The 20,636-nt window shown below is 41.0% G+C and carries 17 protein-coding genes and 1 rRNA gene; 15 read left to right on the top strand and 3 right to left on the bottom strand.

Features of this window, described 5'->3' with window-relative positions:
- Positions 1 to 102: 102 nt before the first annotated feature.
- Complete coding sequence (locus tag ACQKFO_RS12120; protein WP_427598947.1) at positions 103 to 2,100, bottom strand: DUF2817 domain-containing protein; 1,998 nt, start codon at positions 2,098 to 2,100, stop codon at positions 103 to 105.
- A gap of 350 nt (positions 2,101 to 2,450) precedes the next feature.
- Here ACQKFO_RS12120 and ACQKFO_RS12115 point away from each other — a divergent pair, with 350 nt between their 5' ends.
- From ACQKFO_RS12115 to ACQKFO_RS12060, 12 genes are all read left to right on the top strand, one after another.
- Entirely contained in the window at positions 2,451 to 2,765 is a 315-nt protein-coding gene (locus ACQKFO_RS12115) for a GNAT family N-acetyltransferase (RefSeq protein ID WP_427598945.1), read from the top strand.
- A gap of 26 nt (positions 2,766 to 2,791) precedes the next feature.
- Entirely contained in the window at positions 2,792 to 4,186 is a 1,395-nt protein-coding gene (locus tag ACQKFO_RS12110; protein ID WP_427598944.1) for a UDP-N-acetylmuramoyl-tripeptide--D-alanyl-D-alanine ligase, read from the top strand.
- A gap of 24 nt (positions 4,187 to 4,210) precedes the next feature.
- Positions 4,211 to 5,596 (top strand): Mur ligase family protein, encoded by a 1,386-nt coding sequence (locus ACQKFO_RS12105; RefSeq protein ID WP_427598943.1) that lies wholly within the window; start codon positions 4,211 to 4,213, stop codon positions 5,594 to 5,596.
- 52 nt (positions 5,597 to 5,648) lie between these two features.
- Positions 5,649 to 7,034 carry a Mur ligase family protein gene (locus ACQKFO_RS12100; protein ID WP_427598941.1) on the top strand — a complete coding sequence of 462 codons (1,386 nt, stop codon included), beginning with the start codon at positions 5,649 to 5,651 and terminating at the stop codon, positions 7,032 to 7,034.
- A 151-nt stretch (positions 7,035 to 7,185) separates the two neighbouring features.
- Entirely contained in the window at positions 7,186 to 8,649 is a 1,464-nt protein-coding gene (locus ACQKFO_RS12095) for a C40 family peptidase (RefSeq protein WP_427598940.1), read from the top strand.
- A gap of 162 nt (positions 8,650 to 8,811) precedes the next feature.
- Positions 8,812 to 9,687, top strand: coding sequence for an ABC transporter permease subunit (locus ACQKFO_RS12090; RefSeq protein WP_427598939.1), 876 nt, complete (start codon positions 8,812 to 8,814; stop codon positions 9,685 to 9,687).
- Between the two features lies 1 nt (position 9,688).
- Positions 9,689 to 10,696: an ABC transporter permease gene (locus ACQKFO_RS12085; RefSeq protein ID WP_427598937.1), complete on the top strand. Its 1,008-nt coding sequence runs from the start codon at positions 9,689 to 9,691 to the stop codon at positions 10,694 to 10,696.
- Between the two features lie 423 nt (positions 10,697 to 11,119).
- Positions 11,120 to 13,099: an LTA synthase family protein gene (locus ACQKFO_RS12080; protein WP_427598935.1), complete on the top strand. Its 1,980-nt coding sequence runs from the start codon at positions 11,120 to 11,122 to the stop codon at positions 13,097 to 13,099.
- Between the two features lie 245 nt (positions 13,100 to 13,344).
- Positions 13,345 to 14,097 carry a DeoR/GlpR family DNA-binding transcription regulator gene (locus ACQKFO_RS12075; protein WP_427598933.1) on the top strand — a complete coding sequence of 251 codons (753 nt, stop codon included), beginning with the start codon at positions 13,345 to 13,347 and terminating at the stop codon, positions 14,095 to 14,097.
- A complete protein-coding gene (pfkB, locus tag ACQKFO_RS12070) occupies positions 14,094 to 15,005 on the top strand; it encodes a 1-phosphofructokinase (RefSeq protein WP_427598931.1) in 912 nt (303 codons plus the stop codon). Before ACQKFO_RS12075 ends, pfkB begins: the two co-directional genes overlap by 4 nt.
- 13 nt (positions 15,006 to 15,018) lie before the next feature.
- A complete protein-coding gene (locus ACQKFO_RS12065) occupies positions 15,019 to 16,890 on the top strand; it encodes a PTS fructose transporter subunit IIABC (protein ID WP_427598929.1) in 1,872 nt (623 codons plus the stop codon).
- A gap of 112 nt (positions 16,891 to 17,002) precedes the next feature.
- Entirely contained in the window at positions 17,003 to 17,728 is a 726-nt protein-coding gene (locus ACQKFO_RS12060; protein ID WP_427599495.1) for an MgtC/SapB family protein, read from the top strand.
- A gap of 40 nt (positions 17,729 to 17,768) precedes the next feature.
- Here the strand turns inward: ACQKFO_RS12060 and ACQKFO_RS12055 are convergent, their stop codons facing one another.
- Positions 17,769 to 18,461 carry an MgtC/SapB family protein gene (locus ACQKFO_RS12055; RefSeq protein ID WP_427598927.1) on the bottom strand — a complete coding sequence of 231 codons (693 nt, stop codon included), beginning with the start codon at positions 18,459 to 18,461 and terminating at the stop codon, positions 17,769 to 17,771.
- A 102-nt stretch (positions 18,462 to 18,563) separates the two neighbouring features.
- Here ACQKFO_RS12055 and ACQKFO_RS12050 point away from each other — a divergent pair, with 102 nt between their 5' ends.
- Together ACQKFO_RS12050 and ACQKFO_RS12045 are read left to right on the top strand one after the other, a co-directional pair.
- On the top strand, positions 18,564 to 19,493 hold the full coding sequence (locus ACQKFO_RS12050; protein ID WP_427598925.1) for a DMT family transporter: 930 nt from the start codon (positions 18,564 to 18,566) through the stop codon (positions 19,491 to 19,493).
- Positions 19,474 to 19,974, top strand: coding sequence for an N-acetyltransferase family protein (locus ACQKFO_RS12045; RefSeq protein ID WP_427598924.1), 501 nt, complete (start codon positions 19,474 to 19,476; stop codon positions 19,972 to 19,974). Before ACQKFO_RS12050 ends, ACQKFO_RS12045 begins: the two co-directional genes overlap by 20 nt.
- A 65-nt stretch (positions 19,975 to 20,039) precedes the next feature.
- On the opposite strand, the gene ACQKFO_RS12040 is transcribed toward ACQKFO_RS12045, so the two are convergent.
- Positions 20,040 to 20,216 (bottom strand): hypothetical protein, encoded by a 177-nt coding sequence (locus tag ACQKFO_RS12040; protein ID WP_427598923.1) that lies wholly within the window; start codon positions 20,214 to 20,216, stop codon positions 20,040 to 20,042.
- A gap of 343 nt (positions 20,217 to 20,559) precedes the next feature.
- On the opposite strand from ACQKFO_RS12040, the gene ACQKFO_RS12035 reads away from it, so the two are divergent.
- Positions 20,560 to 20,636 (top strand): 16S ribosomal RNA (locus ACQKFO_RS12035); the annotation flags it as partial.

Genomic DNA, 20,636 nt, shown 5'->3' with positions numbered 1-20,636 from the left:
AACCTCCCTAAAGTATTTTCTTCTTTACTAGTAAATGATGGTCGTCCTGTTTAGGGAACGACACTTGTGATGAGGAACATCGCCTTTTTTACATCATTCAACTCATGAATAGATGCTATTCCATAAAAGTCTATAGAGATAACTTGTGTGTCCCCTGAAGCAAACCTCCAGCCCAAAAAGAATGACATTTCCCGATTGGCTCGTGATGATTGCAGCCTTTCCTTGTGCTTGATCATAGTCAGGCCAGTATCCTGCAAGTAACGAATCAGGATTATTCTTAAATCTTGCGACCACCTTCATATTGCCCGTATTCGTAAACCAGGCTGGCCGGTATACAAAACCGGTATCTTCAGCGGGATATCCTTTCGTTATCGGATGGTTCTCATAGTGAATCTGCAATAATGCATTTTTATTCCAGCCGCCTGAATGAACTTCAGCTTCACTCAGCTCAAGAATTGAGGTCAAGGCCTTGGAAGCACCAGCGCCTATTCCGATCACTTTTCCACCCTTTTGTACAAAGGTATGAAGGTTATTACGGCAGGCTTCCTGTTGAGCGGGGGAATCAAGTACGAAATCGCGGTAAACACTCCTTATTTTTAATGGAGGATAAAATAAGTGCTCATACCCGTTGTAAACAAGAACATTCACAGAGGATAATGCTTTTTCTGAGGCTAAATCCTTCGCCCTGAATTCGTGGAACGGGATATTCATTTGCTGCAGGGCAAGCTTCAACCCTGAATGAGCCTTTTTATGAAAAAGACCATCATCTATAAGGATGCCTACAGAAACAGGTGCAACAGCTTCTTCGGGTTTAGAGCCTTTCTCCACAAATTTGAAAGGTTTCATACCTGCATCTACCTTTTCAAATACAGGGTGACAGTTTACCCCCCAGCTTAATGGAAGACTCCAGGCGCAAAATTCAGATATTCTTTCAGATCCTGACGAGAGATCTTCCCCTTGCGTTAGGAAACAGTAAGCTAAATTCGCACGTGCTTGATTCATTGGAACGATGGTGGTGCCTGCTGGAAATGACTGTCCTTCATACGTGAAATCTTTCGTAGAGGAGTATAGCTTTATTCCATTCTTCTGGAGATGTCGGGTTAGTTTCCTGAAACCTGATTGACGCTCGCCCTTTTCTGCCAGTAAGTAGTACTTGGGGAAGTGACCAGGTGAGTGCGTGGGATGAACATTCTTGATTCCACGCTGGAAAAAGGCAGCTTGATTGTTGTTCATTTCCTCTCTGTGCTTTGAAATATAGCTAAGAGCAGCTGAAAGAGCTAATAGAAGCCAGGTGATGCCATCCTCTGAGCGGCTCGGTGATTCAATGGTCATCCCGAGTGCACCATGCAGCATGGAATACATCGAACAGCCATATGGACTATAGTCATCCCATCCCCCTTTTCCATCTCGGTAAGGGATGTACGTCCCTTTTATCGACTTGAACCTCTTTGAAGAAAACTTTTCCTTTTCTTCTATTAGAAAGGCTTCCATGTGCTGAGCAAGGGGCAGTGCCCCTTTCAGATATAAATCATATTCATATGCCGGGTTGTGAGGTGGGGTACAGGGTTCGATCAAACCTATGTGAGAGGATTCTTTCCATACATACCCATGCAAGTCCAATACGACTGCCGGTTTTTCCTTCACAATGAGCTTGACGATGCTCTCTGTTTCAGGCTGTGATTGCGTAATGAAATCCCTGTTAATATCAAATCCCTCTGCATTATAGCGGGTATTATGCACATATCCGTCCGGGTTACAGCAAATGACACAAAATACGATCAAATCATCCAGCCATTTCGTACTATCGCCATCTCTTTGAATCTTATTCAAAAAACGCAGTAAAGCTGTCGATCCGGTGGCTTCATGTCCATGAATGGAAGCGGTAATGACAATGGGTATTTTCTTACGTCCCCTTACAGAGCTTTTCCTGTTTTGAACTATTTTTGTTCCGGAATCGGTTGGCTTTTGAATCGTAACACACCAAATGTCCCGCCCCTCAATGGACTTGCCGATTGAGGAGAGGGAAAGGAGTGGACACTGTTTCGTTTTCTTCTCTATTAATGCTTCTAGTTTTCTATAAGAAAGTATAGTACTTCCCATGTAGTCAAAGCCTCCTTTCTATAGTTAATTCAAGGGGAGGTCATTCTGCTATGGACAAGTGTCCCTTTAGGACAAAATGATGCATTTTCACTGCCGGATGACTTTGCAAACCTCACCTGCTTTTCGACTCACCCGATTTCTTGAAAACACAAGGGGCAGCAATCTTGTGGCAACAGCCTTATGTAAATAGCCTTTAGCCGTTTCCTCCTGGAAAACTTGTACATACACTAATACATAGAAGCTATTAACAGGTCAGAAAGAGGTGTATACCCATTAATATATCGATCGAGAAATCCACATTTAAGGAGCTGGAACCTCTCATTCTACTTGCTGGTAAAGATGGAATGAGGGTGAATGACGTACCGGGATCTGTGTGGTTTTGTGCAATAGTGGATGGAGAGATGGCTGGCTTTGTTTCTTGTTATATAAGAGAGAAGCATGGAAAAGCGGTATTTAAAAGTGATTATGTACGGGGGGAATACAGACGGAGGGGCATCTATCGAAAACTCTTTGAAACGAGATTGAACTACGTAAAGAAATTCAATGTGAGAAAGATTAAAGCTTCCTGTACCAAAATGTCTTTAGGATGCTTCTTATCTTACGGATTTAAGAAAACAGAAAGCAGGTCAACGAAATATACAGATGTTTTGATGTTTGTAGATTAGATTACTAGATGAGCAGGAGGAACGAAATGATAACGCTGAAATTAACGGATATCAAAAGGCTGTTGAATGGAAGGCTGATAAGCGGCTCTGAAAATATGGACATCCATGATGCGATCATTTTCCATCAGCATAAGTTAAAGAAGAGTCATACACTGGTTTTCATGGATAAAAGGAAGGCGATCAGTGAGAAAAAATGGAAGAGAATGATAAGAAATGCTCCTTGCGCCGTGATAACAGATCATGATCAAGATGCTGTAATAGGGGATGAGGGATTGACCATCATCCAAGTAGGAAATGTTAGAGAAGCCTTTATGAAGTTTGTAACAGATTACCGGAAAGTATGCTCACTCCCGATAGTGGCCATCACAGGGACATGCGGGAAAACAACGACCCGGGAGATGCTTACTCATATTATGGAGGAGAATCATTCTGTCACTTCAACGGAGTGGAATGATAACGCCCCCCATAGGTCTTTTGAATACCTTATGAAGATAAATGAAAGCACAGACTTCGGGATATTCGAAACAGGCTTGGGCGGACCGGGTGATCTACGCTATCACTGTAAGGTTTATCAACCGGACATAGGGATCATTACCAACATCGGAAGTTACCATCTTGATCGTTGCAAGACCTTCGAAGGATACCTTGCAGCTAAAGCTGAAATGCTTGAAGGATTGCAGAATAAAGGAACGCTACTCTTAAATGCAGATGATCCGAACATTTCTAAAATCAGCTTGGAGGAGTATAAAGGAACCGTTCATTATTTCAGTATCCATAAGCATTCTGACTTCAGGGGAACCTCAATATCCATCAGTGAAGAAGGAACCCGTTTCACCTTACAAGCAAACGGCAAAGAATACCCTGCCTTTATCCCTCAAATCGGGGAGCATCACGTCTACAATGGATTGGCTGCTTTACGGGCAGCGATGGAACTTGGGGAAGACATTGAAACGGGAATCAGAAGGTTAAGTAGCTTTGAAAATATTGAAAGACACTTTGAACTGTGTAAGGGACGGAACGGTTCAACCATCATCGATGATACTTGGAACGTCAACCCTACCTCATTAAGGGAAGCCATTAAAACCCTTTCTATTATAGGAAAAGGTAAGAAACGGGTTGCTCTACTCGGAAATATCGAAAGGCTTGGCGAAGAGTCAAAGGATGTACACAAGCAAATCGGAAAATACGTGGTCGAATGTGGAATAGATGTCCTGATCACGTATGGAAAGAAAGCGCAGTATATAGCGGAGCAGGCAGCAAGGGAAAGTCAAGATATCATCGTGTATCCTTTTACCAGTATAAAAGGGATGGAAAAAACGATTTTGAATCATCTGGATGAAGACACATATGTGCTGGTGAAGTGCCGGGCCGGAAGTAGACCCTTGATGAGATTAAGAAAACGCTTGATGGAACCTGAGTAAGAATGGAAAAGGGAGGGGTGAATCGTGAAACGTTTACAGCTAAAGGAAGTAATAGAGGTGGTGGGAGGGCACTTGGTTCATGGTTCAAAGGATGTAGTGGTGAAAGATGCAGTCATTCATCATCTCCATCCCATCATTCAGAGCCACACCATGATCTTTTTAGATAGAAGGAAGCCATTCAACTATGAAAAAATACAACATCTAGAACCCTTTGTCATCATTAGTGATGCAAAGAATAGCAGGGAGAAATATCAGGAAGCCTTTGCGGTGATTGAGGTGGAAAATATAAGAAAGGCCATATTTGCATTTGCTGAATATTATAGAGGGTTATTCAGCATACCCGTTATTGCCATTACTGGAACGGATGGTAAAACAACGACTAAAGATATGATTGTTCATATTTTACAAAAGCAGTATTCCGTTCAGTCCACTGTAAGAAGCAGAAATGCGCCAAGGAAGTCCTTCGAATATCTGATGGGAATCGATGAGGATACAGACGTTGGTGTCTTCGAAACCGGCTTGGGGGCTCCCGGGAATCTTCGATATCATTGTGATATCTTCCAGCCTACCATCGGAATCATCACGAACATAGGAATCTTTCATTTGGATAAATGTAAAACATTGGATAATTATATTTTGGCAAAGGGAGAAATCATTGAAGGTTTAAAGAACAAGGGGACTTTACTGATAAATGGAGACGATGAAAATATTGCAACACTTCCATTAAAAGACTATAAAGGGAAGCTGGTTTCCTTTGGAAAATCTACAGGGTCAGATTTGAGAGCTACTGATATAAAAATGGATTCAAGTCAAACCAAGTTCACGATGACATATGAGTATAAACAATATTCCGTGGTTCTGCCTTGTTTGGGTGAGCATCAGGCTTATAATGCGATGGCAGCGATCGGTGCTGTCATGGATGTGGGTGTGGAAATATCTGATGCCATCAACGCATTACAAACGTTTAATGTACTGGAGAAACACTTGCAAGTGAAGAAGGCGATCAATGGTTCAACTATCATTGATGATACATGGAGTTTAACTCCCGGAGCATTAAGAGAAGCATTGAAAGTTCTTCAATCGATTGCGGATGACAGGAAAAAGATAGTATTGATCGGAGATATCGGGCGGTTGGGAGATCACACGGCAAACACTCATTTAGAAGTGGGTGAGATGATCTCGAGGCAAGACATAGATGTTCTGATAACCTATGGACATAACGCTAAAAGAGTCGCTGAAAGAGTAGCAGAAAAAAACTTTTTCATTGAAGTATACCCATATTTAAATATTAAAGACGTCTATCAAAAGGTCATCTCATTATTATCACCAGATAGTTTATGTTTGTTTAAGTGTTCAAATACAGATAATGACCTAATGGGCCTCAAAGAACATTTTTATCAAGAAAGATGACATGGAAAGGAATCAGCATGATGAACGATAACATTAGGACAGGAGTGAGAGAATGAAACCTCTGCCACTGAAAGAATTGATCGGTGTGATGAATGGAAAGCTCGTATACGGGGATGAAAATTTCATCGTGAAGGATGCAATGGTTTCACACTTACACAGAATAAAAGAGAAACATACGTTAATTTTTCTAAAAAGACGCAAAGCCTTTCACATTGATAAGGTGAAAAGATACTCGCCTTATATCATCGTAACCGATAAAAGCGATGAGGAACTGAAGGAGATAGAAGCTGCCGGTATCATAAGGGTCCAAAATGCGGATGACGCCTTCTGGGCCTTTACCCGATATTACCGGCATTTATTTGAACTGCCGGTCGTCGCGGTTACAGGTACATGTGGAAAAACCACTACCAAAGAAATGCTTTCCCACCTCTTATCCCCCACACATTCCATTCAATCTACCACTAGAAGCAGGAATGCCACCAGGAAATCCTTTCAATATCTAATGGGAATCGACGAAAATACAGATGCGGCCGTATTCGAAACGGGTCTGAACGGACCGGGGAATCTTCACTATCATTGCAAAGTGTTTCAGCCTACGATTGGAATCATTACGACGATCGGTGTCGATCATTTGGATAAATGCAAGACGTTAGACGGATATATTAAAGCAAAATCCGAGATCGTATCAGGTGTCAGGAAGGATGGCACTCTTATATTAAACAGTGAGGATAAAAACACAAAGAAAATATCTCTCACAGGTTTCACCGGGGATATTATCTATTGTGGAACAAGTGAAGGTGCTGATTATAGGGCAAGTAATATTGTTTACAAAAAGAACGGAATGTCATTTATCTTGCATCATAAAGAGAAGACATACAGAACGTACTTACCGGGTTTTGGGGAACACCAGATTTACAATGCGCTGTTTGCTCTTGCAGCAGTCCATAAAATCGGGCTTAATCTTCGGGAAGCCGTTTTACGATTGCGGACGTTTGAAAATCTGGAACGGCATCTCCAGGTTGAAGAGGGCATCAATGCCTCTACGATCATCGATGATACGTGGAGCTCAAACCCAACATCAGTCGCAGCAGCCATAGAAGTACTGGAAACTCTGGGAAATAATAAAACAAATGCTTTACTATTAGGTGATATTGCCTATTTAGGAAATCATGTCAGGAAAGTTTATCATGATTTGGGAAAATTAATTGCTTCTGCAAAAATCGATATCTTAATTGCAGTCGGGGAAAATACGAAGCATTTAGCAGATCAGGCGAAAAAATACGGGTTTAAAGGAAAAGTATTCACAGCAGCAACAACAGCTCTTGTAAAGGAGTATGTCGAAAATCTGCTAGATGAAAAAACCATCCTTTTAGTTAAGGGTTCTATGATGGATACAGAATTAATAGGGCTTGCAAAGTCTTTTAAAATGAAAGAGTAAACAAGTGGGTTTAAAGTCCTATAATCTTACCCCTGCATGTATGACAAAGCATCCTTGGCAATTATTACATCCATTTTTGGGTGAAAATCAATGTTATACTTTCTGTGGATAATTATTAGAAAATTTCACTTTATTCACAGGAGGTAGAAACATGAAGAAATTAATGACAACAGCGGTATGCACAGTTGCTTTGACGTTCAGCTCTGTGTCTATTCCGCTTGTGCAGCAAGCAAATGCAGCAACGGCTCCCCAACAAGCTGAGGTAGAGCAAAAAGCTGATAATATTATATCGACTGCAAAGGGTTTAATAGGTAAAGCGACATACGAAAGGTATGTTTATAATCCGCCACATCAATTTGGCTGCAGTGGATTCATTTACTATGCCTTCAAACAGAACGGTATCGACCTTGCAACAAGGGATACGAACGTACAGGCTCAATTAGGTGAGTATGTACCAAAGGATCAGCTTCAAAAGGGAGACATTGTTTTCTTTGACTCAAATCCCAATGATAATGATCCTGTTACTCATAATGGAATTTATATAGGCGATAACAAGATCATTCACATGGCAGACGAAGAGAATGATATTCTTATTTCAGACCTGGATGGAAAAGAGTATTACCAGAAAAACTATAAAACCGCACGCCGTGTACTTCCTTCCTTCATGTATGATCAAGCAACTTCATCAACTGCAGAAAAGGTAGTTGAAATTGCGGAAGGTTTAATCGGGAAAGCTTCCTACGGTACGCCCTATAATGAAGAAACCTTGACCTTCAATGGTGCAGGACTGACTTATTATTCGTTTAAGCAAGTAGGAATCGACCTTAAGTCAAAAACAGCCAGTGAACAGTCAAAACTGGGTGAACCGGTTAAACGTCAAGACCTTCAAAAAGGTGACCTTGTGTTCCTTTCGAATAATTCAAGTAACGGAAAGATTGTTCATGTAGGTGTTTATGCCGGGAATAATCAGATCGTACACGCTGCCGGTTCTCAATCTGGAATCAAGAAGAGCGTTATTCTTAACGGCTACTACGATGAACATTATGTTACTGCGCGCCGGGTGATTGATGTTCAAGCAGCCAATACAGAAGATAATACTGAAACGACAGAAACTGAGGCACCTTCTGCCCCTCAGGAAAAACCTGAACCAGGGACTGATGTTCAACCATCAGCACCTGAAGAAAAACCAGAGAACACTGAAGACAAGCCTGCTCCTGCCCCTGCCCCAAATAAAGGCACAGAAGTTTCAAGCCTGGCAGAAGATCTTTTGGATAAGGCTCAATATGGATATTCATATGATGAAAGTACATTGAGCTTCAACAGTTCGGGACTTGCTTATTATGTATTTAAACAGAACGGCATCGATCTTCAGGATAAAACTGCAGCAGCTCAAGCAACAAAAGGACAAGCCGTCAGTAAATCCCAGTTGGAGAAAGGCGACTTAGTGTTCTTCTCGAATTCTTCAAGTAATGGAAAGATTGTTAACACGGCGATTTACGTAGGCAACAATGAAGTAATCATGTCCGCCGGCAAGAGCGTGGGGGTAGTTAAGCGAAACCTGGATAGAAGCTGGTATCAAGAAAATTACGTAACAGCCCGCAGAATCATCGAATAGAGCTTGTATACAAGAGTCTAATTCTAAAATGACCGGAGTCCTTGAGGGGAATCCGGTCATTTTTTTGGGTTATGGCGACTTTGAATAAACAGGAAAAATATGTATAAAATCCAGTGATCTATGATACTATTAAAAATAATAATCCAACAGGGGGACAATCCATTGAGGGGTATTGGCAGTATTTTACTTAAATTCTTCTTATCGATCATAGGCATTATTTTTATCGGGGGACTCCCCGTTCTTCTTTCCGGCATCGGTCACCGTGAATTGAGGTTGCAGGCGTATTGGCAATCCATTAAAGAGATCGTATTTGCCCTGTTTAACCCAGGGGAATTAACATATGTCATTATCGGTGGCCAAAAGGAACGCGACTTGTTTCCTTATTTATGGGAGCCGATCACCTATTCGTTATTAGTCTTGTTTTCTGCCTTTCTTCTGGCCAGCTTCTTAAGTATTCTCCTCACGATCCTCACCATGTTGTTTTCTCAAAAAAACCGGAATCGAATCAAGTTTATGTTTTATTTATTCGAATCTGTTCCGGATGTATTGGTTATCCTGAGTGCTCAATTACTTGTTCTTTTTGTCTATAAGCAAACGGGGGTACTGTTTTTTGAAATTGCTTCAGTTGATATGGAACGCGCCTTTCTTCTGCCGGTTCTGGTTTTGGCGATTCTGCCCACCGTTCAACTGTTTAGGATGTCTATTCTTTCATTTGAGACTGAAGAAAGAAAAGACTATGTCACATTGGCACAATCCATCGGCCTCGGGAAACTGGTGATATTAACTTTTCATATATTAAGGAATGCGGTTATCTCCGTGTTCTTTCAATCAAAAAAGACCATCTGGTTTATGCTATCTAATTTATTTGTGCTGGAGCTGCTATTCAATATAGCGGGAATAACACGCTTCTTAAAGTCGACGTTACAGCCAAAAATGTTTACAATTGCGGTTCTTTCCATTTTCATTCCTTTGTTTGTCTTCTACTCAGTGGGAGAAATCGTTCTCTCTAAAAAAGCGAATAAGGGGGAGGAAATATAATATGAAGAAAAGTGTGTGGAAAAATCCATTATTTCTAATCGGATTTACATTTATAGCCCTCATGCTCGTGTCCAGTTTTATATATACGCTGGTGTGGGGGAATGAAGTAAGAAGATTGTATTTCATTAGTGTTGAAGGTGTTGTCATGGAATCCTCCCCGATTTCACCGAAATGGCTATTTCCATTTGGAACCGATCCACTGGGGCTTGATATGCTCGGTAAGATCATCATCGGGGCCAAGTACACGATATTAACCGCATTAGTGATTGCCTTTTTACGTGTATTATTAGCACTTCCGATCGGATTCATTCTCGGGACCTTCCTGGTGAAGTATAAGAAATACATCAATGGCTGGATCGATTCCTTCCATTACATCCCCTTGACGATACTAGCCTATTTTTTGTTGGAACCGATTCTTTGGGAACCGTTTGGCGGGTTTCCTAACTCAATCGTTGAACGTTTTATCATTGAAATATTGATTTTGACCTTCCTTATTGTGCCCATTTTGTCATCTTTGTTTGGCAATGAAGTCTCTATGCTCTACAAACAGGAATTCATCATGAGTGCGAAAACACTTGGAGCGGGAAACTGGAGAATCATTTTTAAACATATTTTACCCGGAATGAAAGAGAAGCTTGTGGTCGTATTCGGACAGCAATTCATGCAGACCCTGATCATCTTTATTCATTTAGGGTTACTGACCCTGTTCCTCGGGGGAACCGATGTAGATTATCAAATGGTCCATGATCCTCCAAGGTCCATCACCTACGAATGGTCAGGGCTGATCGGGGACTCCTTCAGGTACCTTCAAGGAGCACCGTGGGTTCCACTGACACCGATTCTTTTCTTTTCTGCCACAATGCTATCAGTTTCTTTGATGATAGAAGGATATGTTCAGGCAACGAGCGGCCAATCTTATTATAAAGAGAAATTCAAAGCGGCTTATCGCCCATTTAATGAAAGAAAAAATCCACCGGTGCAGGCAGACTTTGAAAAAGTAAAAATGTAGAGGGGATTGCGCATAGTACTAGTGTAAGAAAATAAAAGAATATGGTAAAAATTTCAGTGTATCTATAGGTTTGTAAAAGAGAATTCCGGGGAATAAGTTTACACTGTGTAAACAATATAGAAACACTATTAACATTTCTAGTATATATATCCACAAGATTGGGAAAGTATGGGTCGTTCACGAATCGTTCAAAATGAACAAAGCCTTGACAGCTCAAGCTTTCCTGCTTCTTTTAATACGGAATGTCGAATTTTCATGAAATATTTTTGTTACGAATCTCAACAAAATGTTATACACATGAAATTATTTTTTGTTATAATACTCGTTGTTGATTCAAATGAATTTACATTTGCTAAACAAATTCTTAATAAACTTTCAGTCATACATGATTTAAATAAATTCTAATTAAAAAGGTGATGAAGCATGAACTTCTTAAAAAGACAGTTTGATGATATGCGTACTGGGAAGTTATCGTTCTTCTTTACAGTCGTTATACTATTTTGGATTAAGACTTATGCCGTATATTTAGCTGAATTTAACTTGGGAATACAAAATGCGCTTCAGCATTTTCTTTTATTTTTCAACCCATTAAGTTCTGCCCTATTATTCTTTGCCTTCGCATTATTCTGGAAAGGCAAAGGACGATATATTGCGTTTATTGTTATTAATTTATTAATGTCCTTCGTTCTATACGCGAACGTCGTGTACTACCGATTCTTTAATGACTTTATTACAGTACCTGTTATTTTACAGGCTAAAACGAATAACGGTCTTGGTGGCAGTGCGCTTGAATTGATCAGTCCGATCGATATTTTATATTTCTTAGATCTATTCATTATCATTGGATTGATGGTTCTTAAGAAAGTGAAGCCACAGGAGAAATTGCGTTTCCGTTCAGTATTTGCGGTCATGACATCTGCAGTCCTGGTGTTCTTATTGAACTTAGGGTTGGCAAACATTGATCGTCCTGAATTATTGACTCGCAGTTTTGACCGTAACTATCTGGTGAAGTATCTTGGTACTCACAACTTTACGATTTATGATATTGTTCAAAACTCTAAAACGTCTGCTAAGCGTGCTATGGCCGACAGTAATGAAGTGTCAGAAGTTGAAAATTACGTAAAAGCAAATAAAGTAGAGCCAAATCCTGAATACTTTGGTAAAGCCAAAGGGAAAAACGTTATCTACATCTCCATGGAATCCCTGCAAACATTTATGATTGGCAGAGAGTTAAATGGAGAGGAAGTTACACCATTCTTGAACTCTCTAGTGGATAGTAAAGAAGCGATGTACTTTGATAACTTCTTCCATCAAACAGGTCAGGGGAAAACATCTGATTCTGAGTTTATTATTGAAAACTCATTATTCCCTCTTCCTCAAGGTGCTGTATTCATGACGCATGCTAACAATACGTATCAATCAGCTCCTTCGATCCTAAAGGGAAAAGGGTATACGTCAGCGGTATTCCACGGTAACTACAAAACATTCTGGAACCGTTCTGAGATGTACCGTTCAATGGGGTATGACAAATTCTTCGATGCAACGTATTATGATATGAGTAATCCAGAAGAACAGCTTCCTTATGGATTAAAGGATAAGCCGTTCTTTGAAGATTCAATTCCGATGCTGGAAAGCTTAAAACAACCGTTCTACACAAAATTCATTACGTTATCCAATCACTTCCCGTTTGACCGTCATGAGGAAGATGCTAATTTCCCTCAGGGTGAAACAGGTAACGGTGTAGTAGATCGATATTTCCAAACGTCTCATTACATGGATCAGGTATTAGAAGACTTTGTGAATGATTTAAAAGAAAAAGGTCTATATGAAGATACGATGATCGTCCTTTATGGTGATCACTATGGAATTTCTGATAACCATAATAAGGCGATGTCCGAGGTATTAGGTAAAGAAGTGGGTAACTATGAAAGTGCTCAGCTGCAACGTGTACCATTGTTCATTCTTAACTCTGGCGCAGAAGGTGGAGTTAACCATACGTATGGTGGACAGATTGATCTTCGCCCTACAGTTATGCACCTTCTGGGAGAAGAGACCAAAGACTATCTAAGCTTTGGTCAGGACCTTCTTTCTGAAGAGCGCAAGCAAATCGTACCTTTCCGTAATGGTGATGTCATTACAGATAAGTACTCTGAAATTAAAGGAGTTTGCTACGATAACGAAACAGGTCAACCTGTAGAAGAAGGAAACAATGCATGTGAAGAAGCAAGTAAGGAAGCGAACAAACGCTTAGAGCTTTCCGATAAAGTGGTTTATGAAGATTTACTTCGTTTCTATAAACCCCAAGGGTATAAACCGATAGATCGTTCAGATTATCAGTATAATAATCCTAATCCAAAGAGCTCAGAAAATCCTGAAGCTTCACAAGAAGAAAATCACGAATAAAATATGTATCTTTAAGCAAGCTCCATTCACCAGTTTTGGTGAGATGGAGCTTGCTTTTTTTATTGTGTAAGTCGTTTGGTCTAATTCAACAGGAGAATAAACGGAGAAACTTAACAGGTAACTTCATGGTTGATTTTGATTGATTTATGAAAGAAAATGATTACTTTTGATTAAAAATGATTGATTTTTGTAACCGTTCTCATTATAATGAAAGTAACAAGAAACGGAGAAAGTAGGAGAATGCTATGTTAACGGAGGAAAGACATCGAATCATCTTAGACTTGTTGAAGGAGAAAGATGCGATAAAAATCCAAGAGATTGTGGATGTTACGAACGCTTCTGAGTCAACGATCCGCCGGGACTTAACACAGCTCGAGCAAGAGAAGTTTCTGAAACGTATACATGGTGGGGCTGCTAGGCTTCAAGGGAAATTGAAGGAATTGAGCGTTTCTGAAAAGTCATCCAAAAGCTTTCATGAAAAGCAGTCCATCGGTCAATATGCTGCTTCCCTCGTAGAAGAAGGCGAATGCATCTTTTTGGATGCCGGTACGACAACATTGGGTCTCATCGACCATCTTCCGGAAATGGATATTGTGGTTGTGACGAACGGGTTGACCCATGTGGAGGCACTCATTCAAAAAGGATTTAAAACGTATATGGTCGGTGGATACGTAAAGCCGGTGACAAGAGCGATGGTCGGAAGTGGAGCGGTGGAATCCTTACGCCAGTATCGATTTGATAAAGCATTTATGGGGGCGAACGGGGTTCATGCTCAATATGGATTCACGACTCCGGATCCCGAGGAGGCCCAGGTGAAACGGATAGCCATTGAATTATCAAGGGAAGCCATGTTTTTAACGGATGACTCCAAATTTGGAGAAATTGCTTTCAGTAAAATCGTGGATCTAGATAAAGCCATGATTATAACGAACGCACTTGATGGCGAACATGACACGGCAATGATGAAACAAACTACGATAAAGGTTGTGACACCATGATATATACCTTAACACTAAACCCTTCTGTCGATTACATTATGGAACTTGACTCCTTTCAAAAAGGCGGTCTAAACCGAAGTCAGAAAGAAAGTGCATTTCCCGGAGGCAAAGGAATCAATGTCTCCCGTGTTTTGCATGTACTGAATGTAAAAAGCGTTGCTCTTGGATTTGCAGGAGGATTTACTGGTGAGTACATTAAACAATTTTTAAATAAAGAAAAAATACAAACTGACTTTGTAGAGGTTGAAGAAGCTTCACGGATTAACGTAAAGGTTAAGTCTGATGATGAAACGGAAATCAACGGTAGTGGACCGACGATTCGTGAGGGACATATACAACAGTTACTCCAGCAAATATCATCATTAACAGAAGAAGACATGATCGTTCTGGCGGGAAGTATACCTGGATCGTTGCCTGAATCATTTTACCAGGATATTGCTGCACAATGTAAAGAGCAAGGAACGAAAGTGATTATCGATGCCGAGAAGAACTTGATTCAGCCAGTTCTTTCCTTGAATCCCTTCTTGATCAAACCGAATCATCATGAGCTGGGGGAGATGTTTGATGTGAAGATTGAGTCAGTTGATGATGCGATTCACTACGGAAAGAAGTTGAAGGATTACGGAGTCGAAAACGTGATGGTTTCAATGGCGGAAAAAGGTGCCCTCTTACTGACCAGTAAAGAAGTATTGTATTCTTCCGTACCAAGTGGAGAGTTGCAAAGCTCGGTCGGAGCAGGAGATTCTACCGTTGCCGGATTCCTTGCGGGACTAACAAGGGACTGGAGCATTGAGGATGCATTCCGCTTAGGAACATCGGCTGGATCTGCCACGGCTTATTCTATTGGTCTTTGCTCATCGGAAAAAGTAGAAAGCTTATTTACAGAAATTCAGATTACGAAAAAATAGGGGGGGAACAAACATGAGAATTACGGAATTATTGACGAAAGATACGATTCAGCTAAATATATCTTCTGCATCCAAAACGGGCGTTATCGATGAATTGGTATCCGTATTAGATAAAAGCGGTAAGCTGGAGGACCCTAAAGAATTTAAACAAGCCATTCTTAATCGCGAAGCACAAAGTACTACAGGTATTGGGGAAGGTATCGCCATTCCTCACGCGAAAACATCGGCAGTCAAAACACCTGCGATTGCATTTGGGAAATCAGAACAAGGAGTAGACTATGAATCTCTCGATGGGGCTCCTGCTCATTTGTTCTTCATGATTGCAGCAACAGAAGGGGCCAATCAAACACATTTAGAAGCGTTAAGCCGTCTTTCTTCTATGCTGATGGACTCCGAGGTACGCAAAGCGTTAGTGAATGCTTCATCAAAAGAAGAAGTTTTAGAAATTATTAATGTTCATGATCAAGAGGACGAGGAAGAGATCCCTGCTGAAACTCCCACAAGCGAAGGAAAGGTCCTGGCCGTAACGGCATGTCCTACAGGGATTGCTCATACGTATATGGCAGCAGATGCGTTGAAAGCCAAAGCGAAAGAAATTGGTGTGAATCTAAAAGTAGAGACGAATGGTTCCGGGGGAGCAAAGAACGTCTTAACTTCCGAAGATATTGAAAACGCTGTAGCTATAATCGTAGCTGCCGATACGAAAGTGGAAATGAATCGTTTTAAAGGAAAGCCTGTGATTGAAGTTCCTGTGGCAGAAGCGATTAGGCGTCCTGAAGAATTATTGAATCAGGCTATGAAACAAGAGGCGCATCTATATAAAGGTGAAGAGCAATCTGGTGAGACTCAGGCAGGTCCTGAAAAAAAACCAAAGTCAGGCTTTTACAAGCATTTGATGAATGGTGTTTCTAACATGCTTCCATTCGTTGTAGGGGGAGGGATCCTGATTGCGATCTCATTCTTATTCGGCATTCAGTCAGCGAACCCTGACTCTCCTGAGTACAATGAATTTGCAGCCATGCTAATGAAAATCGGAGGAGATAATGCCTTCTACTTAATGGTTCCTGTCTTAGCGGGATTCATTGCCATGAGTATAGCTGATCGACCTGGCTTTGCTCCTGGTATGATTGGCGGGTTGATTGCTGCAACGGGTCAAAGCGGGTTCTTAGGTGGAATTATTGCCGGTTTCTTAGCGGGTTATGTAGTTCTCGGAATCAAGCGTTTAACAAATAATTTCCCCCCTTCATTGGAAGGGATCAAACCGGTATTGATCTATCCGTTGCTGGGGATTTTCATTACTGGATTCATCATGCTTCAGTTCCTTGTGGAGCCACTGAGTGCAGTCAACACGGGTATTCAAAACTGGTTGGATGGATTAGGAACAGGGAACCTTATTTTACTCGGACTTGTTCTAGGTGGAATGATGGCAGTCGATATGGGTGGTCCGATCAACAAAGCGGCCTTTACATTCGGGATCGCCATGATTGAAGGAGGAAACCTTGCTCCCCATGCAGCCATCATGGCTGGAGGAATGGTACCGCCACTGGGGTTGGCACTGGCAACGACACTATTCAAGAAGAAGTTCAATGATAATGAGCGGAAAGCGGGTATCGCGGCTTACTTTATGGGGGCATCCTTTATTACAGAAGGAGCGATTCCGTTTGCTGCAGCCGATCCATTCCGGGTCATCCCTTCTATTGTGACAGGTTCAGCGGTCGCAGGAGCGTTAGCGATGTTCTTTGGGATTGGATTACCTGCCCCTCACGGTGGATTATTCGTATTCCCGGTAGTGGAAGGGAATCCGTTTTTATATCTGTTAGCAGTACTGATTGGTTCTGTCATTACAGCCGTGATGGTTGGACTATTAAAAAAGCCGATTAAATGATTTATGAAAGAACCAGGTGAACTTCACCTGGTTTTTTTGATTTTTGCGTTTTAAAAGCTTCATTCCAGGTAAAAAGTATAGGTAGATGATGGAGAGGGGAAAGACAATGGAGATGATAGAATATCTGGAGATTCCAGATGAGTTTTACACTGCTCTTATTCGTATTATGTTAGTCGTTCTGCTGAGCGGCTTAATTGGTATAGAGAGGGAATTTAAAAATCACCCGGCTGGTTTACGCACTCATATTCTTGTGGGTGTCGGCTCCTGTTTATTGATGCTTGTTTCCCTATATGGATTCGAACCGTTTTTAGACGAACACCCTCAATTAGTAGGCTTTGATCCAAGCCGGATTCCCTCCTATGTTATCTCCGGAATCGGCTTTCTTGGTGCGGGAACGATTATGGTTCATGGAGGCGTGACGGTTAGAGGCTTAACAACTGCCGCAAGCATTTGGGTTGTTGCTGGATTAGGGTTGGTAGTCGGCATTGGGATGTATTATTTAGCCATCTTTACAACCCTGGTAATTGTCGTGACGTTATTCTTCTTGAATAACCTGGAAAGCTTTTATAAGGAAAAAGTGAAGCATAAGAAGCTTCTACTCCTTAGTCTGATCGTTCAAAAGGGGAAGGGTAATATCACGTCAATAAATGACGCACTTCATGATCATGGAATCGAGATCACTCAATACCAAATTGAAGAAGGAGATGAAATGGAGGGGGTGGATGCCTTTAAATATTCCCTTCTTATATTAACTCCGAGTGCCCTTCGGTTTAATGAAGTACTGGAAGTTGTTCAAGATTTAGAATGTGTGAAAAAGTTCCAGCTTCATAAGAAATAAAAAGGAACGAGGGTGTTTATGCATCCTCATTCCTTACCTTCTATAAGCTTTCAATTTCAACATCTTTTATCCCTTCTATTTCTGAAATCGTATAGTATATGTCTACCGTCTTCTTTCTGAAGTCCACAATGATTTTCAATTCCAAAAGGTGCTGCTGATTCTTTAAGTCTTTGATCCGGATATTTTCAATAGAAATTTCTTCAGCTTTAATTCGTTCAATAATTGATTTGATCTCTTTTTTCTCCACGATCGTAGCACGCAGTGACAGCTCTTTTTCCCGCAATCGTTTCGGACCTAAATACGTAATAATAATAGGCACCACTTCAACGGAGACAATCAAGAGAATCACACCTGCCGTAGCTTCCATATAGAAGCCCGCTCCAACAGCGATCCCGATCCCGGCTGCTCCCCAGATCATAGCTGCTGTCGTTAACCCGGAAATGCTGTCATTCCCTCTTCGTAAAATGACACCGGCCCCTAAGAAACCGATCCCTGAAACAATCTGAGCTGCCAGTCGCAAAGGGTCCATCGTGATGTTTACTTTATCCGATCCCTCAGAAATATAAGCAGATTCTATAGAGACAATCGTTAATAAACAGCTCACGATACATATAACGAGAGACGTCTTTAAACCTACAGGCTTTCGCTTTAACTCTCTCTCCAGCCCTATAATTAACCCCAATACCGCAGATACACCCAGCTTTATCATGAATGTCGTATCTAATAGTTCCATCAAGCCCCCTCCAGTTCTACATTTATCCCTGAAAATTCATGTAGTAATTTAACCTCGCTGATTATAAAATAGGAGCAACGAATACATATCAGGAGGTTTGTCATGTCAGACACAAAGGTTAATCCGTATCTATTACTCGCAATCGGAGTCATCTCCGTATCAACCTCTGCCATCCTGGTAAAAGTATCGAGTGCACCATCAGGTGTTTTGGCCTTTTACCGGTTGTTTTTCACAGTTCTATTAATGTCCCCTGTATTTTTCTTAAAGTATGTGAAGGAACTGAAAGTTATTACACTAAGAGATTGGATGTTTTCAATTTTAGCCGGGGTCTTTCTGGCATTTCACTTCATACTCTGGTTTGAATCCTTGAATTATACTTCTGTTGCCAGTTCTACGGTACTCGTCACATTGCAGCCGTTATTCGCTTTTATCGGGGCTTACTTGTTCTTTCAGGAAAAATTAACAGGGAGAGCCATCATTTCGGCGGTTTTAGCTGTCAGTGGGAGTATCATCATAAGCTGGGGAGATTTTAAGATAAGCGGAAGCGCGCTATGGGGAGATATTTTAGCCTTGGTGGCGTGCGCTCTTGTAACAGGATACCTGTTGTTCGGGCAGACGATAAGAAAACGGCTATCCCTCATTACCTACACGTATTTGGTCTATGCGATAAGCTCAGTCGTTTTATTCCTGTATGTCATGATGCGTTCCGAAAGCCTAGGGCCATATCCGAAAGAGGATTGGGTCTACTTTCTATTGCTTGCCATTATCCCGACACTATTAGGTCATTCATTATTCAATTGGTCCCTGAAGTGGTTAAGCACCTCAACCATCTCCATGGCCATTCTATTTGAACCAATCGGCGCTTCAATCCTTGCTTATTGGCTCTTAGCTGAAAAAGTGATGATGACTCAAGTGGTTGGAGGTCTTGTCATTATCATCGGTGTTACCTTCTTCTTAATAGAAGAAAGGAAATTAAAAAAGATGGTCCAAAAAGTCAAAGAGGTGAAGAAGAATGAAGAACTTCCGCTTTAGAAAGGCAAACCTTCAAGACTCTCCAGGGTTAGCATACGTACACGTCCATAGCTGGAGAACGACGTACAAAGGAATCGTTTCAGAAGAATATCTTCAATCTTTATCAATAGAAGAAAGAGAACAAAAGTGGGTGCAAATTCTTTCCGGACCTCATCATACGTATGTTTGTGAAGAGGATGATGGGAAAATCATCGGCTTTGTTTCATTTGGGAAAGAGCGTTCAGGGGAGTACGAAGGGGAATTGTATGCCATTTATCTTCTTGAAGAATATCAAGGTAAAGGCATCGGGAAAGAGCTCTTAGGAAATGCCGCTGCAGGTCTAAAAAAACAAGGATACAACTCAATGTGGATCTGGGTGCTGAAAGAGAATCCATCCAAACATTTCTATTATGCCTTAAAGCCCACCCTCATTAAGGAAGAGGTATTAACCATTGGTGGTGAGTCGCACCAGGAAGAAGGGTTGCTGCTGGCACTGCATTAAAAAAGGAGTAAAGGAGTGACGGCCCCTTTACTCCTTTTTACATTATTCATTTAAACAGAGTCTCTTTAAGAAAATACGTATGTAAAACCAGAAAACACAAACGCCATGACGACTGAAAAGATGAACGTTAATCCTCTTACCGGAGTAGTGCTTTCACTTATCTTAAGAGCTTGTACATATGAATACGCAAACAGATACACAGCCATGATGAAAGATAGAGATAATGCAACGTTAGAAAGCATGATTAATAGATCTCCTTTCAGGAATGCGTAGTAATAATATATATGGAAGTTTACTGTTAAACAGAACAACAGAAATGATTGATTAAGTTTTTAAAGTTTTCCTTAAAAATATATTGCAATAACATTAACAGCATGTTATATTTATAAACGTCGCTGATGCAGCAAACGACATTTTGGAAAAAATAAAATGTAAAAGTTGTTGACGCGAGAACGAAAGATATGTTACATTAATAAAGTCGCTTCTTGTCGGAGTGGACAAGCCTTGAACCTTGAAAACTGAACAAAACAAGACAATACGTCAACGTTAATTCTAGATTTATTTTTAAAAGAGCTATTCAAACTTTTATCGGAGAGTTTGATCCTGGCTCAGGACGAACGCTGGCGGCGTGCCTAATACATGCAAGTCGAGCGGATTGATGG

Source organism: Rossellomorea sp. NPDC071047, from assembly GCF_050270195.1.
GTDB lineage: Bacteria > Bacillota > Bacilli > Bacillales > Bacillaceae_B > Rossellomorea.
The sequence above is the reverse complement of the archived record's forward strand: the minus strand, read 5'-3'. Positions and strand labels throughout refer to the sequence as shown.

Excerpts from the sequence above, each read along its gene's own strand:
- ACQKFO_RS12110 (WP_427598944.1), top strand. The coding sequence starts at position 2,792 with ATGATAACGCTGAAATTAACGGATATCAAAAGGCTGTTGAATGGAAGG.
- ACQKFO_RS12085 (WP_427598937.1), top strand. The coding sequence starts at position 9,689 with ATGAAGAAAAGTGTGTGGAAAAATCCATTATTTCTAATCGGATTTACA.
- ACQKFO_RS12080 (WP_427598935.1), top strand. The coding sequence starts at position 11,120 with ATGAACTTCTTAAAAAGACAGTTTGATGATATGCGTACTGGGAAGTTA.
- ACQKFO_RS12060 (WP_427599495.1), top strand. The coding sequence starts at position 17,003 with ATGATAGAATATCTGGAGATTCCAGATGAGTTTTACACTGCTCTTATT.
- ACQKFO_RS12055 (WP_427598927.1), bottom strand. The coding sequence starts at position 18,461 with ATGGAACTATTAGATACGACATTCATGATAAAGCTGGGTGTATCTGCG.
- ACQKFO_RS12050 (WP_427598925.1), top strand. The coding sequence starts at position 18,564 with ATGTCAGACACAAAGGTTAATCCGTATCTATTACTCGCAATCGGAGTC.
- pfkB (WP_427598931.1), top strand. The coding sequence starts at position 14,094 with ATGATATATACCTTAACACTAAACCCTTCTGTCGATTACATTATGGAA.
- ACQKFO_RS12065 (WP_427598929.1), top strand. The coding sequence starts at position 15,019 with ATGAGAATTACGGAATTATTGACGAAAGATACGATTCAGCTAAATATA.
- ACQKFO_RS12100 (WP_427598941.1), top strand. The coding sequence starts at position 5,649 with ATGAAACCTCTGCCACTGAAAGAATTGATCGGTGTGATGAATGGAAAG.
- ACQKFO_RS12045 (WP_427598924.1), top strand. The coding sequence starts at position 19,474 with ATGAAGAACTTCCGCTTTAGAAAGGCAAACCTTCAAGACTCTCCAGGG.
- ACQKFO_RS12120 (WP_427598947.1), bottom strand. The coding sequence starts at position 2,100 with ATGGGAAGTACTATACTTTCTTATAGAAAACTAGAAGCATTAATAGAG.
- ACQKFO_RS12040 (WP_427598923.1), bottom strand. The coding sequence starts at position 20,216 with ATGCTTTCTAACGTTGCATTATCTCTATCTTTCATCATGGCTGTGTAT.
- ACQKFO_RS12095 (WP_427598940.1), top strand. The coding sequence starts at position 7,186 with ATGAAGAAATTAATGACAACAGCGGTATGCACAGTTGCTTTGACGTTC.
- ACQKFO_RS12075 (WP_427598933.1), top strand. The coding sequence starts at position 13,345 with ATGTTAACGGAGGAAAGACATCGAATCATCTTAGACTTGTTGAAGGAG.